The 16,632-nt window shown below is 64.6% G+C and carries 16 protein-coding genes; 10 read left to right on the top strand and 6 right to left on the bottom strand.

Annotated elements, in window-relative coordinates; genetic code table 11:
- The first annotated feature begins 18 nt into the window (after positions 1-18).
- Complete coding sequence (locus FSY45_RS05145; RefSeq protein ID WP_003068744.1) at positions 19-735, top strand: MgtC/SapB family protein; 717 nt, start codon at positions 19-21, stop codon at positions 733-735.
- A gap of 19 nt (positions 736-754) precedes the next feature.
- On the opposite strand, the gene ruvB is transcribed toward FSY45_RS05145, so the two are convergent.
- Positions 755-1,849 (bottom strand): Holliday junction branch migration DNA helicase RuvB, encoded by a 1,095-nt coding sequence (gene ruvB / locus FSY45_RS05150; RefSeq protein ID WP_003068741.1) that lies wholly within the window; start codon positions 1,847-1,849, stop codon positions 755-757.
- A gap of 142 nt (positions 1,850-1,991) precedes the next feature.
- Here ruvB and FSY45_RS05155 point away from each other — a divergent pair, with 142 nt between their 5' ends.
- Entirely contained in the window at positions 1,992-2,525 is a 534-nt protein-coding gene (locus tag FSY45_RS05155; protein WP_046460527.1) for a peroxiredoxin, read from the top strand.
- Between the two features lie 18 nt (positions 2,526-2,543).
- Here FSY45_RS05155 and FSY45_RS05160 read toward each other — a convergent pair whose 3' ends face one another.
- Together FSY45_RS05160 and ruvA are read right to left on the bottom strand one after the other, a co-directional pair.
- Positions 2,544-4,097, bottom strand: coding sequence for a serine protease (locus tag FSY45_RS05160; RefSeq protein ID WP_003068735.1), 1,554 nt, complete (start codon positions 4,095-4,097; stop codon positions 2,544-2,546).
- A 49-nt stretch (positions 4,098-4,146) separates the two neighbouring features.
- Entirely contained in the window at positions 4,147-4,722 is a 576-nt protein-coding gene (gene ruvA, locus FSY45_RS05165) for a Holliday junction branch migration protein RuvA (RefSeq protein WP_003068733.1), read from the bottom strand.
- A 49-nt stretch (positions 4,723-4,771) separates the two neighbouring features.
- On the opposite strand from ruvA, the gene FSY45_RS05170 reads away from it, so the two are divergent.
- From FSY45_RS05170 to FSY45_RS05195, 6 genes are all read left to right on the top strand, one after another.
- Entirely contained in the window at positions 4,772-5,782 is a 1,011-nt protein-coding gene (locus FSY45_RS05170; protein ID WP_003068731.1) for a PhoH family protein, read from the top strand.
- A gap of 49 nt (positions 5,783-5,831) precedes the next feature.
- Positions 5,832-6,290, top strand: coding sequence for an rRNA maturation RNase YbeY (ybeY, locus tag FSY45_RS05175; protein WP_046460526.1), 459 nt, complete (start codon positions 5,832-5,834; stop codon positions 6,288-6,290).
- A 21-nt stretch (positions 6,291-6,311) separates the two neighbouring features.
- Positions 6,312-7,826: a sensor histidine kinase gene (locus tag FSY45_RS05180; RefSeq protein ID WP_046460525.1), complete on the top strand. Its 1,515-nt coding sequence runs from the start codon at positions 6,312-6,314 to the stop codon at positions 7,824-7,826.
- Between the two features lie 7 nt (positions 7,827-7,833).
- A complete protein-coding gene (locus tag FSY45_RS05185; protein ID WP_003068724.1) occupies positions 7,834-8,460 on the top strand; it encodes a response regulator transcription factor in 627 nt (208 codons plus the stop codon).
- A 90-nt stretch (positions 8,461-8,550) separates the two neighbouring features.
- Positions 8,551-9,045: a heme-binding protein gene (locus tag FSY45_RS05190; RefSeq protein ID WP_046460524.1), complete on the top strand. Its 495-nt coding sequence runs from the start codon at positions 8,551-8,553 to the stop codon at positions 9,043-9,045.
- An 18-nt stretch (positions 9,046-9,063) separates the two neighbouring features.
- Positions 9,064-9,735 (top strand): outer membrane protein, encoded by a 672-nt coding sequence (locus FSY45_RS05195; RefSeq protein WP_046460523.1) that lies wholly within the window; start codon positions 9,064-9,066, stop codon positions 9,733-9,735.
- 65 nt (positions 9,736-9,800) lie between these two features.
- Here the strand turns inward: FSY45_RS05195 and FSY45_RS05200 are convergent, their stop codons facing one another.
- On the bottom strand, positions 9,801-10,784 hold the full coding sequence (locus tag FSY45_RS05200; RefSeq protein ID WP_046460522.1) for a tripartite tricarboxylate transporter substrate binding protein: 984 nt from the start codon (positions 10,782-10,784) through the stop codon (positions 9,801-9,803).
- 192 nt (positions 10,785-10,976) lie between these two features.
- Here FSY45_RS05200 and FSY45_RS05205 point away from each other — a divergent pair, with 192 nt between their 5' ends.
- Positions 10,977-11,741 carry a sulfite exporter TauE/SafE family protein gene (locus FSY45_RS05205; protein WP_046460521.1) on the top strand — a complete coding sequence of 255 codons (765 nt, stop codon included), beginning with the start codon at positions 10,977-10,979 and terminating at the stop codon, positions 11,739-11,741.
- Positions 11,742-11,863: 122 nt separating this feature from the next.
- Here FSY45_RS05205 and dbpA read toward each other — a convergent pair whose 3' ends face one another.
- On the bottom strand, positions 11,864-13,273 hold the full coding sequence (gene dbpA / locus FSY45_RS05210; RefSeq protein WP_046460520.1) for an ATP-dependent RNA helicase DbpA: 1,410 nt from the start codon (positions 13,271-13,273) through the stop codon (positions 11,864-11,866).
- A 163-nt stretch (positions 13,274-13,436) separates the two neighbouring features.
- Between dbpA and FSY45_RS05215 the strand changes: the two genes are divergently transcribed.
- Positions 13,437-14,762, top strand: a complete 1,326-nt coding sequence (locus tag FSY45_RS05215; protein ID WP_046460519.1) for an amidohydrolase — start codon at positions 13,437-13,439, stop codon at positions 14,760-14,762.
- 45 nt (positions 14,763-14,807) lie between these two features.
- Here FSY45_RS05215 and FSY45_RS05220 read toward each other — a convergent pair whose 3' ends face one another.
- Positions 14,808-16,589, bottom strand: coding sequence for a dipeptidase (locus FSY45_RS05220; protein ID WP_080944385.1), 1,782 nt, complete (start codon positions 16,587-16,589; stop codon positions 14,808-14,810).
- Between the last annotated feature and the right edge of the window lie 43 nt (positions 16,590-16,632).

Raw genomic sequence — 16,632 nt, forward strand, 5'->3', positions numbered from 1 at the left:
AGGAAAGCCCGGAACCCCATGCAGGCCCTCCAGAACTTCAACCCCGGCGCCATGCTGGACACCTTCGTCAGCCTGACCACGGCCTTCGTGTTCGGCGCCCTCATCGGCCTGGAGCGCCAGGTGCGCCAGCGCACGGCGGGGCTGCGCACCAACACCCTGGTTGCCGTGGGCGCGGCCGTCTTCGTTGACCTGGCCGTGCGCCTGGGCGGAGCCGAGGGCGCCACGCGCGTGGTGGCCTACGTGGTCTCCGGCGTGGGCTTCCTGGGTGCGGGCGCCATCATGAAGGAAGGGGCCAACATCACCGGGCTGAACACGGCGGCCACGCTCTGGGGCTCCGCCGCCGTGGGCGCCTGCGCGGGCGCCAGCCTGGTGGCCGAGGCCGGCCTGGCCACGCTGTTCGTGCTGGCCAGCAACACCTTGCTGCGTCCCGTGGTCAACCGCATCAACCGCCGCCCGGTGAATGACGAATCGACGGAATCGACCTACTACGTCTATGCCATCTGCCACCGGGGGGCTCAGGGCGATGTGCGCGAGCAGATGCTGGAGTTGCTGGAGAACGCCAGCTACCCCGTGCGCGGCGTGGAAACCCATGCCTTCGGCCCGCAGGACACCGAGATCGAGGCCATGCTCTACGCCACCTCGGTGGACTCCGACGAGCTGGACAGCGTGATAGCCGCCATCGAGGCCCTGCCCGGCGTGCTCCAGGCCTTCTGGAACGCCGGCACGGAGGAATGAGACAACAGGCCTGCGACGCTCAGGAAGCGTCGTCGCCCGGCACCGGCAATCCGAGATGGCGGTACGCCGCCTGGGTCGCCATGCGCCCGCGCGGCGTGCGCTGCAAAAAGCCCTGCTGGATCAGATAGGGCTCGATCACGTCCTCGATGGTGCCCGACTCCTCGCCAATGCTGGCGGCGATATTGTCCAGACCTACCGGGCCGCCATCGAAACGATGCACCACGGCTTCGAGCAGCTTGCGGTCCATGATGTCAAAGCCCTGGGGGTCCACATCGAGCATGGCCAGCGCCCTGTCGGCAATCTCGCGCGTGATGCGGCCGTCGCCCTTGACATCGGCATAGTCGCGCACGCGGCGCAGCAGACGGTTGGCAATGCGCGGAGTGCCGCGCGAGCGACGCGCGATCTCGAAGCAGCCTTCCGCGTCAATCGGCGCATTGAGCAGTCCGGCGCTGCGCCTGACGATGCGCGAGAGCTCCTCCGAGGTATAGAACTCCAGCCGTGCCACGATGCCGAAGCGATCGCGCAGCGGGTTGGTGAGCATGCCGGCGCGCGTGGTCGCGCCCACCAGCGTGAATGGCTGGAGATCGAGCTTGATGGAGCGTGCAGCCGGACCTTCGCCGATCATGATGTCTATCTGATAGTCCTCCAGCGCCGGGTAGAGGATTTCCTCGACCACCGGGCTCAGGCGGTGAATCTCGTCGATGAACAGCACATCGTTGGGCTCGAGATTGGTGAGCAGCGCCGCCAGATCCTTGGGTTTTTCCAGCACCGGGCCGCTGGTCTGGCGCAGGTTCACGCCCAACTCGGCAGCGATGATGTGGGACAGCGTGGTCTTGCCCAGGCCCGGCGGGCCGAACAGCAGCACATGATCGAGCGCCTCGCTGCGCTTCTTGGCAGCGCCGATGAAGATCTCGAGCTGCTCTCGCGCCTTGGCCTGGCCCACATATTCGTCGAGCTGCTTGGGGCGCAGGGCACGCTCCAGCGCCTCTTCGCCCTGGGACGAATGCCCGGCCGAGACCATGCGCGGCGCAGCCGCCTCGGGGTCGGCGGCCGCGCTTCTGGCCTTGCGTGCAGGTGCGGGGCTGGCCGCAAATTCGTCCACATGAATCGTCATGGCGGCAATTGTGCCCCAAGCATGACAGGGACACTGATTAAAAATACAGGGGAAAACAAAATCCCACAGTTGTAGTGCTCCACATTGACGGCCGGCCCCTGGCTTTGCGCACAATGACGGCAAAGATCCGAGGAGCTTTTTCATGCGTATTCACACCCTGGCCTGTACGGCCGCCCTGCTTTGCCTGTCCGTCGCTACCCAGGCTGCGCTCAAGGCCGGCGATGCAGCACCTGGCTTCAAGACGCCCGCAGCCGTTGCCGGCAAGGCCTTTGACTTCGATATGGCCGAGGCGCTCAAGAAAGGGCCGGTGGTGCTGTATTTCTTCCCCAAGGCCTTCACCCAGGGCTGCACGCTGGAAGCCCATGCCTTTGCCGAAGCCACGCCCCAGTTCGCGGCCATGAAAGCCACGGTGGTGGGCATGTCACATGACGATATCGACACCCTCAAGCGCTTTTCCACCGAGGCCTGCCGCGACCAGTTCGCCGTGGCATCGGACCCTCGGGCCGTCACCATCAAGGCCTATGACGCGGGTGCTGCCGCCAACCCTGCCAGGGCCGACCGCATCTCCTATGTGGTGGGCCAGGACGGCAAGGTGAAGTTCGCCCTTGTCAGCAGCGACCCGCTGGCCCATGTGGAGCAGACCAAGGCGGCCGTCAGGCAGTTGCAGGGGAAATAGGCCCTGCCCGGCCCTCGGTCACTGCGCCAACCAGTTTCCGATCTGGCTGCTGAAGGTCCGGTCGAAGCGGCTGTAGACGTCGGAGCCCCCGCTGACCGTACACGAGCTGCTACCGCCGGACAACGTGCCCACGACGCGTCCGCCCGCAAACATGGCCGAGCCACTGCTGCCGCCTTCGGTCACGCCCTTGCTCCAGCCGACGTTCACAAAATCGCTCTGGGCATTGCCCGGGCTGCAGGTGATGCTGCCGGCGCCCAGGCTGCAGTTTCTGTAGCTCTGCACTTGGCCTTCGCTGTATTTGAGCAAGTCGCCCTGCGGGTGATGCAGTCCGTAGATGGCCGTCCCCGTCACCGCCGTTCCTCTCGCATCCCAGCCGGCCAGCGTCGCACCGGCAGGTGGCACCTCATTGAGTCGCATCAGCGTGGCATCGGTCACAGCGGTCGAATACAGCAGCGTGGCACCGCGCTGCAGCGCCAAGGTGCTTGCATTCGGCTCGAAGCTATTGCAGCTTGCCGAACGGAAAAACCAGTCCGTGCGCAGCGAAGTGGCGGCTGCCTGCGTCGAGATGCAGTGACTGGCCGATAGAAAATACGGCGTGTAGTCCCGCTTGGTATTGTTCAGCAGGGAGCCCGTGCAGTAGTAGTAGCGGTTGTCGGGGCCCACATAGGTCATGCGCGCCACGGCATTGCGCTCGACCGCGTACTGATCGGCGCAGCTGGCATCGAGCTCGCAACCCGCGGCATCGCCCACATTTCTGGGCACAAGGCTATCGCGCAGCTCCAGCTCCACGGGCAAAGCCAGGTTGACATAGGCATGGGTGAGCGTGGGTATGGCAATGCGCAGCTGCGATGTCGACAGCCCCGCAGGCAGTGCGATCTCCAGCGTGACCTCATCGGCGCCCAGGTCGGGGGTCCACCAGATGCCAGCCGCCCGGGTGTCGCCGTCGGCGCGACGGTTGCGCGCAATGGCCTCGTTGATGGCCTTGCCCGTGGTCTCGAACCCGGTCTTGCTGCGATCCTTGCGGTACAGCCTGAGCTCGGCGGCATCGGGCATGGCATCGACCACCAGCCCCAGCCGCAGGCCATGGGCGCCGGTCGATGTGATGCTGATCGCCGCCACCTGTCCGCCGTCCGGTGCCCCGGCCCATCGCAACGTACGTGCCATGTCGCCTGCGGACTGCAGCGAAGACAGCGCCCGCGGCGCCCCGATCTGCATGGGCACACCAGGCATGGGCATGACCGGCAAAGGCGCGTCGTTCCACTGCGGCAATGCCAAATCGACGGCCTTGGGTCGCACGGCCACGGATGCCACGGCCACGCCTCTGGCCGAAGCCGCAGTCTGGGCGGCAGGCACTATCAGCGAATCCAGCACATAGGCCGTGGGCGGACCCGGCGGAGGACTGGTCTCTGCGACGCCCGCACCATTGCCGCCGCCGTTACCGACACCTGCGCCGCCAGGGCCTGGGTCCGGAACACTGCCTCCGCCCCCTCCGCCGCCGCAAGCGGTCAGCACCACCAGCATCAGGCTTGCGCATAGAGAGGGAATGCGCCTGCCCTGTATCCACCAATGCATATCGTGTTCTCCTGCAGTTCACGATCAGACTGGCACAGGGCCAGCGAAGCTATTTGGTCAAAGCCTTGAGCGCGAGCTTAATGCCCTCGCTCACCCCTACATCGGGTGGGAGTTTCTTGAGGGCGGCCGAGGCCTCCTTGTCCGAGTAGCCCAGCGCCATCAGTGCCTGCAGAATATCGTTCTGGTCGTTGTTATTGGCAAACAGCGACTGCGCACCGGTATCCGCGCCGATCTTGCCCTTGAGCTCCAACAGCAGCCGCTCGGCGGTCTTCTTGCCGATGCCGGGCACCTTGACCAATCGCCCTGCTTGCTGCTGCGATACCGCGTCCGCGAGATCATCGATGCTCATGCCGCTGAGCACGGCCAGTGCCATGCGCGGTCCTATGCCGGTGATCTTGATGAGTTCGCGGAAGGTCTGGCGCTCGCGGGCCGTTGCGAAGCCGAACAGCAGCTGGGCGTCTTCCCGCACCACGAAATGGGTCAGCAAGGCTACCTTGGCACCATTGGCAGGCAAGTTGTAGAAGGTGCTCATGGGCACCTGCACCTCATAGCCCACACCGGCACAGTCCACCAGGACTTCGGGCGGGTTTTTTTCCAGCAGCGTTCCAGTCAATTTGCCTATCATTGAAATCCTTTGCCGCACCGTGCGGCGATTCTTTTGAGAAATTATCCGCGTGATCCTGCGCCATACCTTCACACCCCATAACAATACGCGCCTGACCCATCTCTGCGGCCCGGCAGATGCGCATCTGCGCACCATCGAAATCGCGCTGGGCGTCAAGATCGCTCACCGCCACGAGCAGTTCAAGATCGACGGCCCCAAGGCCAAGGCCAATGAGGCGCTGGAGCTGCTTCAGGCTCTCTATGAGATCGCCGACTACGTGATTGCAGAAGATACGCTGCAGCTCATGCTGGCCGGCGATGTCGAGATGCTGGAGGCCGACCTGACGGCTCCGCAATTGACTACGCGCCGTGCCGATCTGCGCGCCCGCACGCCCAACCAAGCGCTGTATCTGGAAAACATCGCCAATCACGACATCAGCTTCGGCATCGGCCCGGCCGGCACGGGCAAGACCTATCTGGCCGTGGCCTGCGCCGTGGACGCGCTGGAGCGCAGCGCCGTGCAGCGCATCGTGCTGACCCGGCCCGCCGTGGAAGCCGGCGAACGCCTGGGCTTTCTGCCCGGCGACCTGACGCAGAAGGTGGACCCCTATCTGCGCCCGCTGTACGACGCGCTCTACGATCTGATGGGTTACGAGAAAGTGCAGAAGGCCTTCGAGCGCAATGCGCTGGAGATCGCGCCGCTGGCCTTCATGCGCGGACGCACGCTGAACAACGCCTTCGTGATCCTGGACGAGGCGCAGAACACCACGCCCGAGCAGATGAAGATGTTTCTGACCCGCATCGGCTTTGGCGCCAAGGCCGTGGTCACAGGCGACGTGAGCCAGGTCGACCTGCCCAAGGGAGCACCCAGCGGACTTGTCGATGCCGAGCGCGTCCTCAAACGCGTCAAGGGCATCTCCATCAACCACTTCACCAGCGCCGACGTGGTGCGCCACCCGCTGGTGGCCCGCATTGTGGACGCCTATGACGCACGCGGCCGCGTGTCCGAAGGCACTTCGGCGCCCAAGCACCGCAGCAGCCCCCGTTCGGCCCGCCCGCTGCCAACGGCAGACGAACTTTAATCAAAATCAATAGCTACTAGCGCTTACCTCATAAGGGCTAAAAGCCAAAATGACCTTAAATCAACTGCAACTATCGCTGCAATTCGGCCCCAGCGCCGAGGCCGCCGCCCATCGCGAACTGCTGAGCCGCAGCCGCGTCACGCGCTGGATCCGCCATGCGCTGGCCGTGGATGCCGAGATCACGGTGCGCATCGTGGATACAGAGGAAGGCCGCAAGCTCAATCGCGAGTACCGCAAAAAGGACTACGCGACCAATGTGCTGACCTTCGACTATCAGCAGGAGCCGACCGTGATGGCCGATCTGGTGCTCTGCGCCCCCGTGGTGGAGCGCGAGGCCCAGGAGCAGAACAAGAGCCTGGAAGAGCATTACGCCCACCTGCTGGTGCATGGCACGCTGCATGCCCAGGGCTGGGACCACGAGACCAGCGAGGAAGACGCCGAAGAGATGGAGGCTTACGAGACCGACATCATGAAGGAGATGGGTTACGAAGACCCTTACGCCAAATAATCCGCGACAACACCGGCCATCATGATCATCCCCCACTGGCGCCGCCCCCTGGCCTGGCTGCTAGCCTGGGCCCTGGTGGCCATTGCGGGCGCAGGCTGGCTCATGCATGCGCGGTTGCTGGCCCTGGAGGATGCATTCGTGACGGATGCACGCATCGTGCATCGGCTGCTGAGCCAGCGTGCCGTGCAACACGATGCGGTGATGGCCATGCTGCCCCTGCTACAGCCACCTGCGGAAGGCCGCAGTGCCAAGGCGGCCTTGCCGCTGCCGCGCCTGCCAGCCGCCTATCCGCAGATCATCGAGGTACTGCGCCGCCTGCCGGACAGCAGCTGGCCGGCTGACTGGCCTCATGACCTGGGTGCCGCGCTGGATATGGCAGAGGCCCGCTCGCTGCAAAGCGGCCATGCCGAACTGGCCTGGGCCGACCTGCCCAAAGGCCGGGTATGGCTGGCGCTTGCCGGCCCAGCCGCCGACCACGCCCTGCTGCTGGATCTGCATGCCACCATTCCCTGGGACGAGTGGCCCATGGATGCCCAGACCAGTCCAGTGCGCGTGCGGCTTAAGTATCAGGGCCAAGCCTTTACCGTGCAGGCCGGGCGGCGTCTGGAGCATGGCTGGAATTACGACTTTCACAAGCTGCTTGCCTCGCAGAGCCAGCCCTTCGATGTGGTGCTGGAGCGCGACGTGGGCTGGAGCGAGCTGCCCTGGGCCACCATGCTGGCCTGGGTGGCGGCCAGCGCTGCAGCACTGGCCGCACTGCGCACCCTGCTGCGCCAGCGCGTGGCCGCACGCCGGGCAGAAGAGCTGCTGCGTCTGGGCCAGGTCGCCCGTCTCAACCAGCTCGGCGAACTGGCCGCGGGTATGGCGCATGAACTCAACCAGCCGCTGACCGCGCTGCTGGCCAATACCCAGGCGGCACAGCGCCTGCTGGGCGATGAGGAGCCAGATCTGGACATGGCGCGCCATGCCATGAGTCAGGCCGTGGCCCAGGCAAGGCGCGCCAGTGCCGTCGTGGGGCGCCTGCGCCGCGTGGTCGAGCGGCCCGATCTGTCGGGCCAGGTCCAGGCTCTGCCCCTGTCCACCGCCGTGCATGATGCACTGCACCTGCTGGAGCCCGAGCTGCGCCGCCGCAGCATTGCCGTGCAGGTGGATGCTCCCGCAGACCTGCCGGCCGTGCGCGCCGAGCCTGTGGCCTTGCAGCAGATCATCCACAACTTGGTGATGAACGCGCTGCAGGCCATGGAGCAGACCGAGCCCGGCCAGCGCCGCTTGCGCCTCACGCTTAGCCCCCAGGGCGCGCGAGTCCTGCTGAGCGTGCGCGACACCGGCCCCGGCGTGGCGCCCGAGGCGCGAGCGCGCCTGTTCACCCCGTTCTACACCACACGCTCCGGCGGCCTGGGATTGGGCCTGTCGCTGTCGGAAAGCCTGGCGCAGGCGATGGGAGGCGAGCTCACTTTGGCGCCCCCCTCTCCTTCGCCTGCCGACGGGCCTGGGGCCGAATTCCATCTGCAGCTCCCGCTGGCACACCTGCCTTGAACGCGACATGACCTCTTCCCTCTCGCCCCTGATTCACCTTGTGGACGACGATGCCGCCGTGCGCGACAGCCTGGCACTGCTCATAGGCACGGTAGGCCTGCGCGTCCAAACCTGGTCCGACCCGCATGTCTTTCTCGCCGAGTTCGACCGCAGCGACGTGGGCGCCATCGTGCTCGACGTGCGCATGCCCGGCACCAGCGGGCTGGCGGTGCTGGACAGGCTGGTGGCGCAAGGGGTGGATCAGCCTGTGATCATGCTCACGGGCCATGGAACCGTGGAGATGTGCCGCCGCGCCTTCAAGGCCGGGGCTGCGGAATTCCTTGAGAAGCCGGTCGATGACGAGCTGCTCATCGAGGCGCTGCAGGCCTCCGTGCGCCAGCATGTGCGCTCGCGCGAGCGCCACCAGGCCGACCGGCAGGCTCGCGAGCGTTATGCACAGCTCTCGAGCCGCGAATGCGAGGTGCTGGGCCTGATCGTGGAGGGGCTCACCAACAAGGAGATCGGCCGCGCGCTGTCGCTCTCGCCGCGCACGGTGGAGACCCACCGCGCCAACCTCTTCGCCAAGCTGGAGACCGACTCGCTGGCCATGCTCATCCGGCGCTACGCGGCCCTGGTCGAGGACGCCGCTCCGTAGTTCTACGGAGGTAGGCGCGTAGCCTGCCGCATGGACGCCCGAGTGGCGTTTTTCTACAGTTGCGTTCATACCCATCCCCCGGAAAAACGTATGAAACACACTCTGACACTTGCCGCCCTGACTCTGGCCATGCTGACCGCCGGCACCGCCAACGCCCAGGCCGTGCGCACGGAAAAGAATATGTCGCTGGAGCTGGCCAACCAGATCGCCACCCAGTCCGTCTCGGCCTGCGCCGCCAGCAGCTATGCCGTGACCGCCACCGTGGTCGATCGCGCCGGCGGCGTGCGCGCCGTGCAGCGTGCCGACAACGCCGGCCCACACACCGTGGCAGCCAGCCGCGAAAAGGCCTTCACCTCGGCATCGGCCAAGGCGCCAACGCTTGCCATCATGGAAAACTCCCAGAAGAACGCCGGCGCAGCCAACCTCAAGGACATCCCCGGCTTCCTGCTGCTGGGCGGCGGCGTGCCCGTGAAGGTGGGCAATGAGGTGATCGGTGCCGTGGGCGTGGCCGGTGCGCCCGGCGGTCATCTAGACGACCAATGCGCACAGGCCGCCCTGGCCAAGGTGCAGGACCTGCTGAAGTAATCGGATCTAGGATTTTTCGTGAAATTTCAACGCCTTGCCCCCCTGCTGATCCTGGCTGCCGCAGGCAGCGCTTTTGCCGACGATAGCTACTACGGCGCCCTGCGGATCAATTCCGCACGCTACCAGGCCCACGACATGGACTCCAGCGCCCGCCCCGGCCTGGGCCAGTTCGTGCCTGGCGACGAGTCGAATACCGCCACAGGTGGCTCTCTGGCCCTTGGTTATCAGCTCCCGTCGAACTGGCGCGTGGAAGCTGAGTACACCCTGCCCAAGAACAACGAGTTCACCAGCGGCTCTACCCGCTTCCCCACCAGCTTCAACCACCACCAGATCCGCTCGCAGCGCCTGATGGTCAATGCATACAAGGATTTCCCCCTGAACTCCCAGTTCTCGCTGTACGGAATGGCCGGCCTGGGCCTGGCACGTCTGGAGTCCAGCGGCTGGCAGGGCAATCCGGGCCGTCAGTACATCAGCGACACCCAGAACAATCTGGCGTATTCCGTGGGTTTTGGCGTCAGCTATTCGCCCGTCCAGAAGCTCAGCATCGATCTGGGCTGGCGCTATGTCGACATGGGCAAGGCCAAGAGCGGTGCCAACAACTTCGCCAACGTCCGCGGCCTGCAAGACGAGCAGATGCGTGCCAAGCTGACGGCCAGCGAAATCTCCATCGGCCTGCGTTACAGCTTCTGACCCAGTCCTCTAGAGCAAAGAAAAAGCGGCCCTCGGCCGCTTTTTCTGCTGGTGCCTAAAGCCGTTTACTCGACGCTCAGGCCAATGCTGCGCACCAGTTGGGCAACGCGCACATCTTCGGTCCTGATCTGTTTGGCAAACACTTGTTGGCCCTCACCCACGGGGGTGATGCCCTGCTGCAGCAGACTCTTGCGCAGCTCGGGGTCCCTGAGCGCCTTGTCCGTGTCCTGGGCAATGGCCTGAACCACGGCAGCGGGCGTGCCCTTGGGTGCGAACAAACCGAACCAGGCACCGGCCTCAAAGCCCTTGTAACTCTCGGCCAGGGTCTGCACCTGGGGCAGCAGTGCATGGCGCTGCAGGCCGGACACGGCCAGCGCCGTGAGCTTGCCGCTCTGGATCTGGGTAAGCGCCGGAGCAATCGCAATCAGCATCACATCGACCTGGCCGGCCAGCACATCCTGCAGGCCCTGAGGACCGCCGCGATAGGGAATATGCGTGGCGAAAAAGCCTGCGCGCTGCTTGAACTGCTCCATGGCCAGATGCTGGGCGCCGCCCGTGCCCGAGGAGGCGTAGTTGATCTTGCCCGGGTGGGTCTTGGCATAAGCCACAAAGTCCTGCAAGGTCTTGAAGCCCTTCCTGGGATTGGCCACCAGCACAAAGTCGGACTGGCCCAGCTTGGTCACCGGCACCAGATCGTTCTTGACGTCATAGGGAAGATTGCGCTGCACATTGGGCATGATGGTGATGGCGCTGTCGCCGCCCACCAGCAGGGTGTAGCCGTCGGGCTGGGCCTTGACCACGGCATCCACGGCCGAGACACCGCCGGCCGCGCCCTTGTTTTCCACCACGATGGCCTGCTTCCAGTCCCTGCCCACCAGATTGCCCACCTGACGGGCCAGCAGATCCGGAGCGCTGCCCGGACCGTTGGCCACCACCAGCTTGACGGAGCGCGCCGGAAACTCCGGCTGCTGGGCCATGGCTGCGCCCGATACACAGCTTGCAGCCAGCATGGCCCAGGCGGTGCGGGAGAAGAAACGGGGCAGATTCACGGCAAAACTCCTTAACTAAGGAGTTGATTGTCAAAACAATCACTTATTCCTCAAAATACTGTTTTCACATTCTTTTATTTCCAAAAATAATTAACTACGCAAGAAAAAGAAAAGAGGTGACGCGAGCCAGCGCCTAAGATCGACCCCAACCACAAGGCGCAATGCCGATAGAGAAAATCAGGAGACAAGAACATGGAGAACCTGGGCCACCTCGCCCTTTTGCTGGCCGCCGCTTTCACGGCCGGCGCGCTCAACGCCGTCGCCGGTGGCGGCAGCTTTCTGACCCTTCCCGCACTAGTCTTCACCGGCGTGCCACCCGTGATTGCCAATGCCACGGGAACCGTGGCCCTGCTGCCAGGCTATATGGCGGGCGCCTGGGGTTTCAAGGACGATATGCAATCCCCGCCTGGACTGTCCATGAAGCAGGTGGTGGCTCTGTCCCTGATCGGCGGCTCCGCCGGTGCGGCGCTGCTGCTGTTCACGCCCGACGCCACCTTCCGCAAGGTCGTGCCCTGGCTGCTGCTGGCCGCCACCGCCATGTTCGCCTTCGGCCCGCAGCTGCGCGCCTGGGCTGCGGGCAAGAATTCCGCTCATGCCACCCCATCGATGGCCAAGGCCGCTGCAGGCATGCTGATCGTGGCCATCTATGGCGGCTACTTCAACGGCGGCCTGGGCATTTTGCTGCTGGCCTTGTTCGGCCTGCTGGGCCAGACCTCGCTCAACGCCATGAACGGCATGAAGAACCTGGTCTCGGCCCTGCTGACGGCGATTGCCGTGGTGATCTACGCCGTGGGCGGCATTGTGGAGTGGAAGCTGGCCCTGGTCATGATGGCGGCCGCCACCCTGGGCGGCTATCTGGGAGCGCGCGTGGCGCGCAAGATTGCGCCCCATGTCCTGCGCTGGGGCATTGTGGCCACGGGACTCGTGATGGCAGGGCTGTTCTTCGCCAAAGGCTGAAGCGGCGTCCAAAGCAAAAAGCCTTCTCGTGACCGAGAAGGCTTTTTTGTGAGCATCCCGCGCTTTGTGGGAAAGCGCTGGAGATCAATTTGATGGACGGTGCTTAGAACGTGTTGACGTGCTTAGAGCAGCCGCGCCTTGACGGTCTTGCCCTTGACCTTGCCTGCATTGAGCCTGGCGCAGGCCGCCGAGGCAATCTTGCGATCCACGGCCACATAGGTGGAAAAGTCGTTGACGCTGATCTTGCCGATCTGCTCGCGGCTGTAGCCGAAGTCCGCGCACATGGCGCCCATCACGTCGCCGGCGCGGATCTTTTCCTTGCGCCCGCCAATGATCTGGATGGTCATCATGGGTGGCAGCAGCTCGCCACCGGCGGCAGGCGTGAGTTCGTCAACGGGGAAGAATTGCGAAGCACGGCCTTGCAGCTGCTCGATCTTTCCCACGCTGCCCATCTCGTCCATGCTGACCAGATTCAGCGCCAGGCCTTCGGCATCGCCACGGCCCGTGCGGCCGATACGGTGGATATGGACCTCGGGGTCGGACGTGACATCTACATTGATGACTGCAGACAGGTCGGCGATGTCCAGGCCACGCGCCGCCACATCGGTAGCGACCAGCACGCTGCAGCTCTTGTTGGCAAACTGCACCAGCACCTCGTCGCGCTCGCGCTGCTCCAGCTCGCCGAACAGGGCCAGAGCGCTGAAGCCCTGGGCCTGCAGCTCGCTCACCACATCGCGGCATTGCTGCTTGGTATTGCAAAAGGCAATGCTCGACTCGGGGCGGAAGTGCGCCAGCAGCTTGGCAACGGTGTCCACCTTGTCACGAGCGCCAACCTCGTACCAGCGCTGTGCGATCTTGCCGGCGCTGTGCTGGGTCGCGACCTTGACGGTCTGAGGATCGCGCATGAAGCGGCTGGCCAGCGAGGCAATGCCTTCGGGGTAGGTCGCCGAGAACAGCAAGGTCTGACGATCCGCCGGGCATTGGCGCACCACGGTTTCGATGTCGCCGAGAAAGCCCATGTCCAGCATGCGATCGGCCTCGTCCAGCACCAGGGTCTTGAGGTTGCCGATGTCGAGCTTGCCGCGCTCCATAAGATCCATCACGCGCCCGGGTGTACCGACGACGATGTGCGCGCCGTTTTCCAGCGAAGCGATCTGGTTGCGCGAGGGCACGCCGCCATAGACGGTGACGACCTTGATGTTGTCCTGCGCACGCGCCAGGCGGCGGATTTCGGTGGCGACCTGGTCGGCCAGTTCGCGCGTGGGGCACAGCACCAGGGCCTGGACGGCAAACCAGCGCGGGTTCAGGCGGTCCACCATGGGCAGGCCGAAGGCAGCCGTCTTGCCGCTGCCGGTGCTGGCCTGGGCGATCAGGTCCTTGCCCTGCAGGGTCAACGGCAGGCTGGCGGCCTGGATGGGCGTCATCTGCGCATAGCCGAGCTGCTGGAGGTTGGCCAGCATTTCGGGGGACAGGGGCAGCGCCGAGAAAGCGGTGGAATCAGAGGCCTGGGCGGCGCTGGTGGAGGTATTCATGGGAGCGGATTATCCCGGGCCTGCGCCGCAAAAGCCTTGAGCCATCGCTATTCACGGTGTCGTTTGCGGGTTGCCCCTCTTCAATTCGAGCCGGCCATGCTCCTAGTCTGAAAGCGCGGTCTTCAATGGCCGCCTCTGTTTGAAGCCAACCACAGACCCTCACATGCACCCTAGCCTTACCCGCAAGTTCTGCGCCGTCGCCGCGCTGGCCTTCACCCTGGGCTCGACCCAGGCAGCAGAGCTGGATCCCCAGCCGCTCAAACCCCAGCTGCAGCAGCTGATCGCCCAGATGTATCCGCAGTTGCGCGGCATCTACGAAGACCTGCATGCCAACCCCGAGCTGGGTTTTCAGGAAACACGCACCGCCGCCAAGCTGGCTGCCGAGATGCGCAAGCTGGGCTTTGAAGTCACCGAGGGCATTGGCAAGACCGGCCTGGTCGCCATCTACCGCAATGGCGCGGGCCCCACCGTCATGGTACGCACCGAGCTGGACGCCCTGCCCATGGAGGAAAAAACCGGCCTGCCCTATGCGAGCAAGGCCAAGGCCCAGTACAACGGCAAGGAGAGCTTTGTCGCCCATAGCTGCGGCCACGATATGCACATGACCAGCTGGCTGGGCACGGCCCAGGCACTGCTGGGCCTGAAGAAGCAATGGAAGGGCACGCTGATGTTCGTGGCCCAGCCGTCCGAGGAAACCGTGACCGGGGCCAAGGCCATGATGGCCGACGGTCTGTTCAAGAAATTCGGCAAACCCGACTACGCTTTTGCTCTGCATACCGGCTCCATGCCCTACGGCATGGTCGGCTATGTGGCCGGGCCGGCGACCTCCAATTCGGACTCGCTGGACATCACGTTTCACGGCCGTGGCAGCCATGGCTCCATGCCCGACAAAGGCATAGACCCCGTGCTCATGGCCTCGCGCTTCGTGGTGGATGTGCAAGGCGTGATCAGCCGCGAGAAAGATCCCATGGAGTTCGGCGTGGTCACCGTGGGCGCCTTCAACTCGGGCAGCGCGGGCAATATCATTCCCGACCAGGCGCGGCTGCTCGGAACAATCCGCAGCTACAAGAGCGAGGTGCGCACCAGAATGCACGAAGGCATTGAGCGCACGGCCAAGGCCGAAGCCGCCATGTCGGGCGCTCCTGCCCCCGAGATCAAACTGACCAAGGGCTCGGATGCAGTGGTCAATGACGCGGCACTGGTAGACCGCACGGTCAAGCTGTTCAAGGCCGCACTCGGCGACCGCAATGTGATCCCCATCTCACCCATCACGGCCAGCGAAGATTTCTCGGACTTCATCAATCAGGGCGTTCCATCCATGTTCTACACCCTGGGCGTGTACGACCCCAAGAAGGTGGCCGAGGCCAGTCAGCCCGGTGGCAAGCCGCTGCCCTTCAATCACTCACCCTTCTTCGCCCCCGAGCCAGAACCCACGTTCAAGACCGGCGTGGAAACCATGACCCTGGCGGTCATGAACGTGATGCAGTAAGCAGCGCCAGCCCCGCCATCGGGGCTGCGCCTTGCCTTCAGCGCATCACTGCATCTGCTTCAGATTGCCGATGCGCACCAGCATCTCGGTGAACATCTGCATGTCCGTGCGCAGATCCGGCAGCTCCTGGTACTCCAGCGCATTGTGGGCCGTGTACTTCTTGCCGGGCATGGCCGGGCCGAAGTTGATGGCGTTGGGCATGAGCTTGGCCGTGGTGCTGCCTGCGGTCGGCACGGGCCTGGCGTCCAGTCCCGTGGTGTCGCCAAAGATATTGAGCAGGGTGCTCAGCCATGCGCCCTTGGGGTCGCGAGCCATCCAGTTGCCCTGGGTGTACTGCACGCTGACCGGCACCTTGGCCGCCTCACTCCAGCGGGCAATGCCCTGCTCCACCTCGGCGCGCAGCTGCTCCGGCGTCTTGCCCCGCGGCATGCGCGCATTGGCCGTCACCTCCAGCTTACCGTCCGCCGACTTGATGAGATTGGGCGACAACGTGAGCGGCCCCATGAAATCATCGGCATAGGCAATACCCAGCTGCTTGCCGAAGTAGTCGAGACCAAACACACCATTGATATAGCGCAGGGCCTGGCTGTATTGATTGGGCTGCAGCAGCGCCGCGCCCTGCTCGGGCATCAGGCTCTGCTGCAGGAACAGCGCCAGGCGCGGCACGGGATTGACCCCTTCCTCAGGGCGCGACCCGTGAGCGGATACGCCGCTGACCTTGACCGTGACCTGACCCTCGGCGCGCTGCACGTCGATGGTGAACTTGCCCTGCGCCTCATGCTGGCGCACAAAGTCGTCCTTCTCCTTGGAGAGCCGCTGCGCAATCCGGTCCAGCGCAGCCGCATCGGTGGCGGAGACGGTAGCGCTGGCCGTCTGCGCAATGGAGTTGGCCGAGGCGGCGCCGCTCATGGCGGTAATGGCAGGCCTGGCGGCATCCACGGCGACATCCGTAAACAAGGCCTTGAGCGCGCCCGTGCCCTTTTCAGCGACCACGGCCGGGTACTTGCTGTCCAGCACGATGTTGTACTGCGGCAGCGAGGTCTTGCTCTGGTAGTACTTCATGGCATCGCCGCCGGTTTCCTCGGTGGTTTCTATCATCAGACGAATGCTGCGCGACAGCGGCAGACCGCTGTCCTTGACTGCCTTCATCGCATACAGCACGGTGGCTATCGAGCCCTTGTCGTCAATCGTGCCGCGCCCATAAAGCCGATCGCCCACACGGGTGACCTGAAAAGGGTTGATCTGCCTGCCGTCCAGCACCCACTCGGCGGCCACCACCGGCACCACATCGGCATGGGTCAGGATGCCGAACTCGGTGGCCTCGCTGGCGCGGCTCGCCGCATCGGCTGGCAGCGTCACTTCAAAAATGCGGTTGTCCACATTGCGAAAGCGCAGCCCGAACTCGGTGGCCATGGATGCCACGAGCTTGCCGAAGTCCAGGATGGCCGGACTCTCATGCGGGGGCACCTTGGGATCGCGCACCGTGGGCAGCGCCACCATGCGCTGCAGGCTTTCCAGCACCGCTGTCTCCTGTGTCAGACGGTTGTACACACCCAACAATCGCGCGATATCCGCGAGCTCGCCATCCGACAGCGTCTGGCCGCGCGTGTATCGCTGCACGGCTGGCGCCACACCCGGCTCGGCCCTGGCAGCCTGCTGCGCAAAGGCCTTGAAGGATTCGGGCGGGGTCGGGGCGGACGATGCGATCAGTGCGTCCAGCGCGGGTTTCTTCAAGGTCTGCGCCTGGATGGGCAGACTGGCGCTTACCAGACCCAGAATCAGGCCGGCGGCTATGAGGGACAAAGAGGAATTGCAGGATTGCTTCATGAACAGCTCTTGGTGGAATCGTGGTGACGGATGGGTTCGCAGG

Origin of the sequence: Comamonas sp. Z1 (genome assembly GCF_008121555.1) — a bacterium.
GTDB lineage: Bacteria > Pseudomonadota > Gammaproteobacteria > Burkholderiales > Burkholderiaceae_C > Comamonas > Comamonas thiooxydans.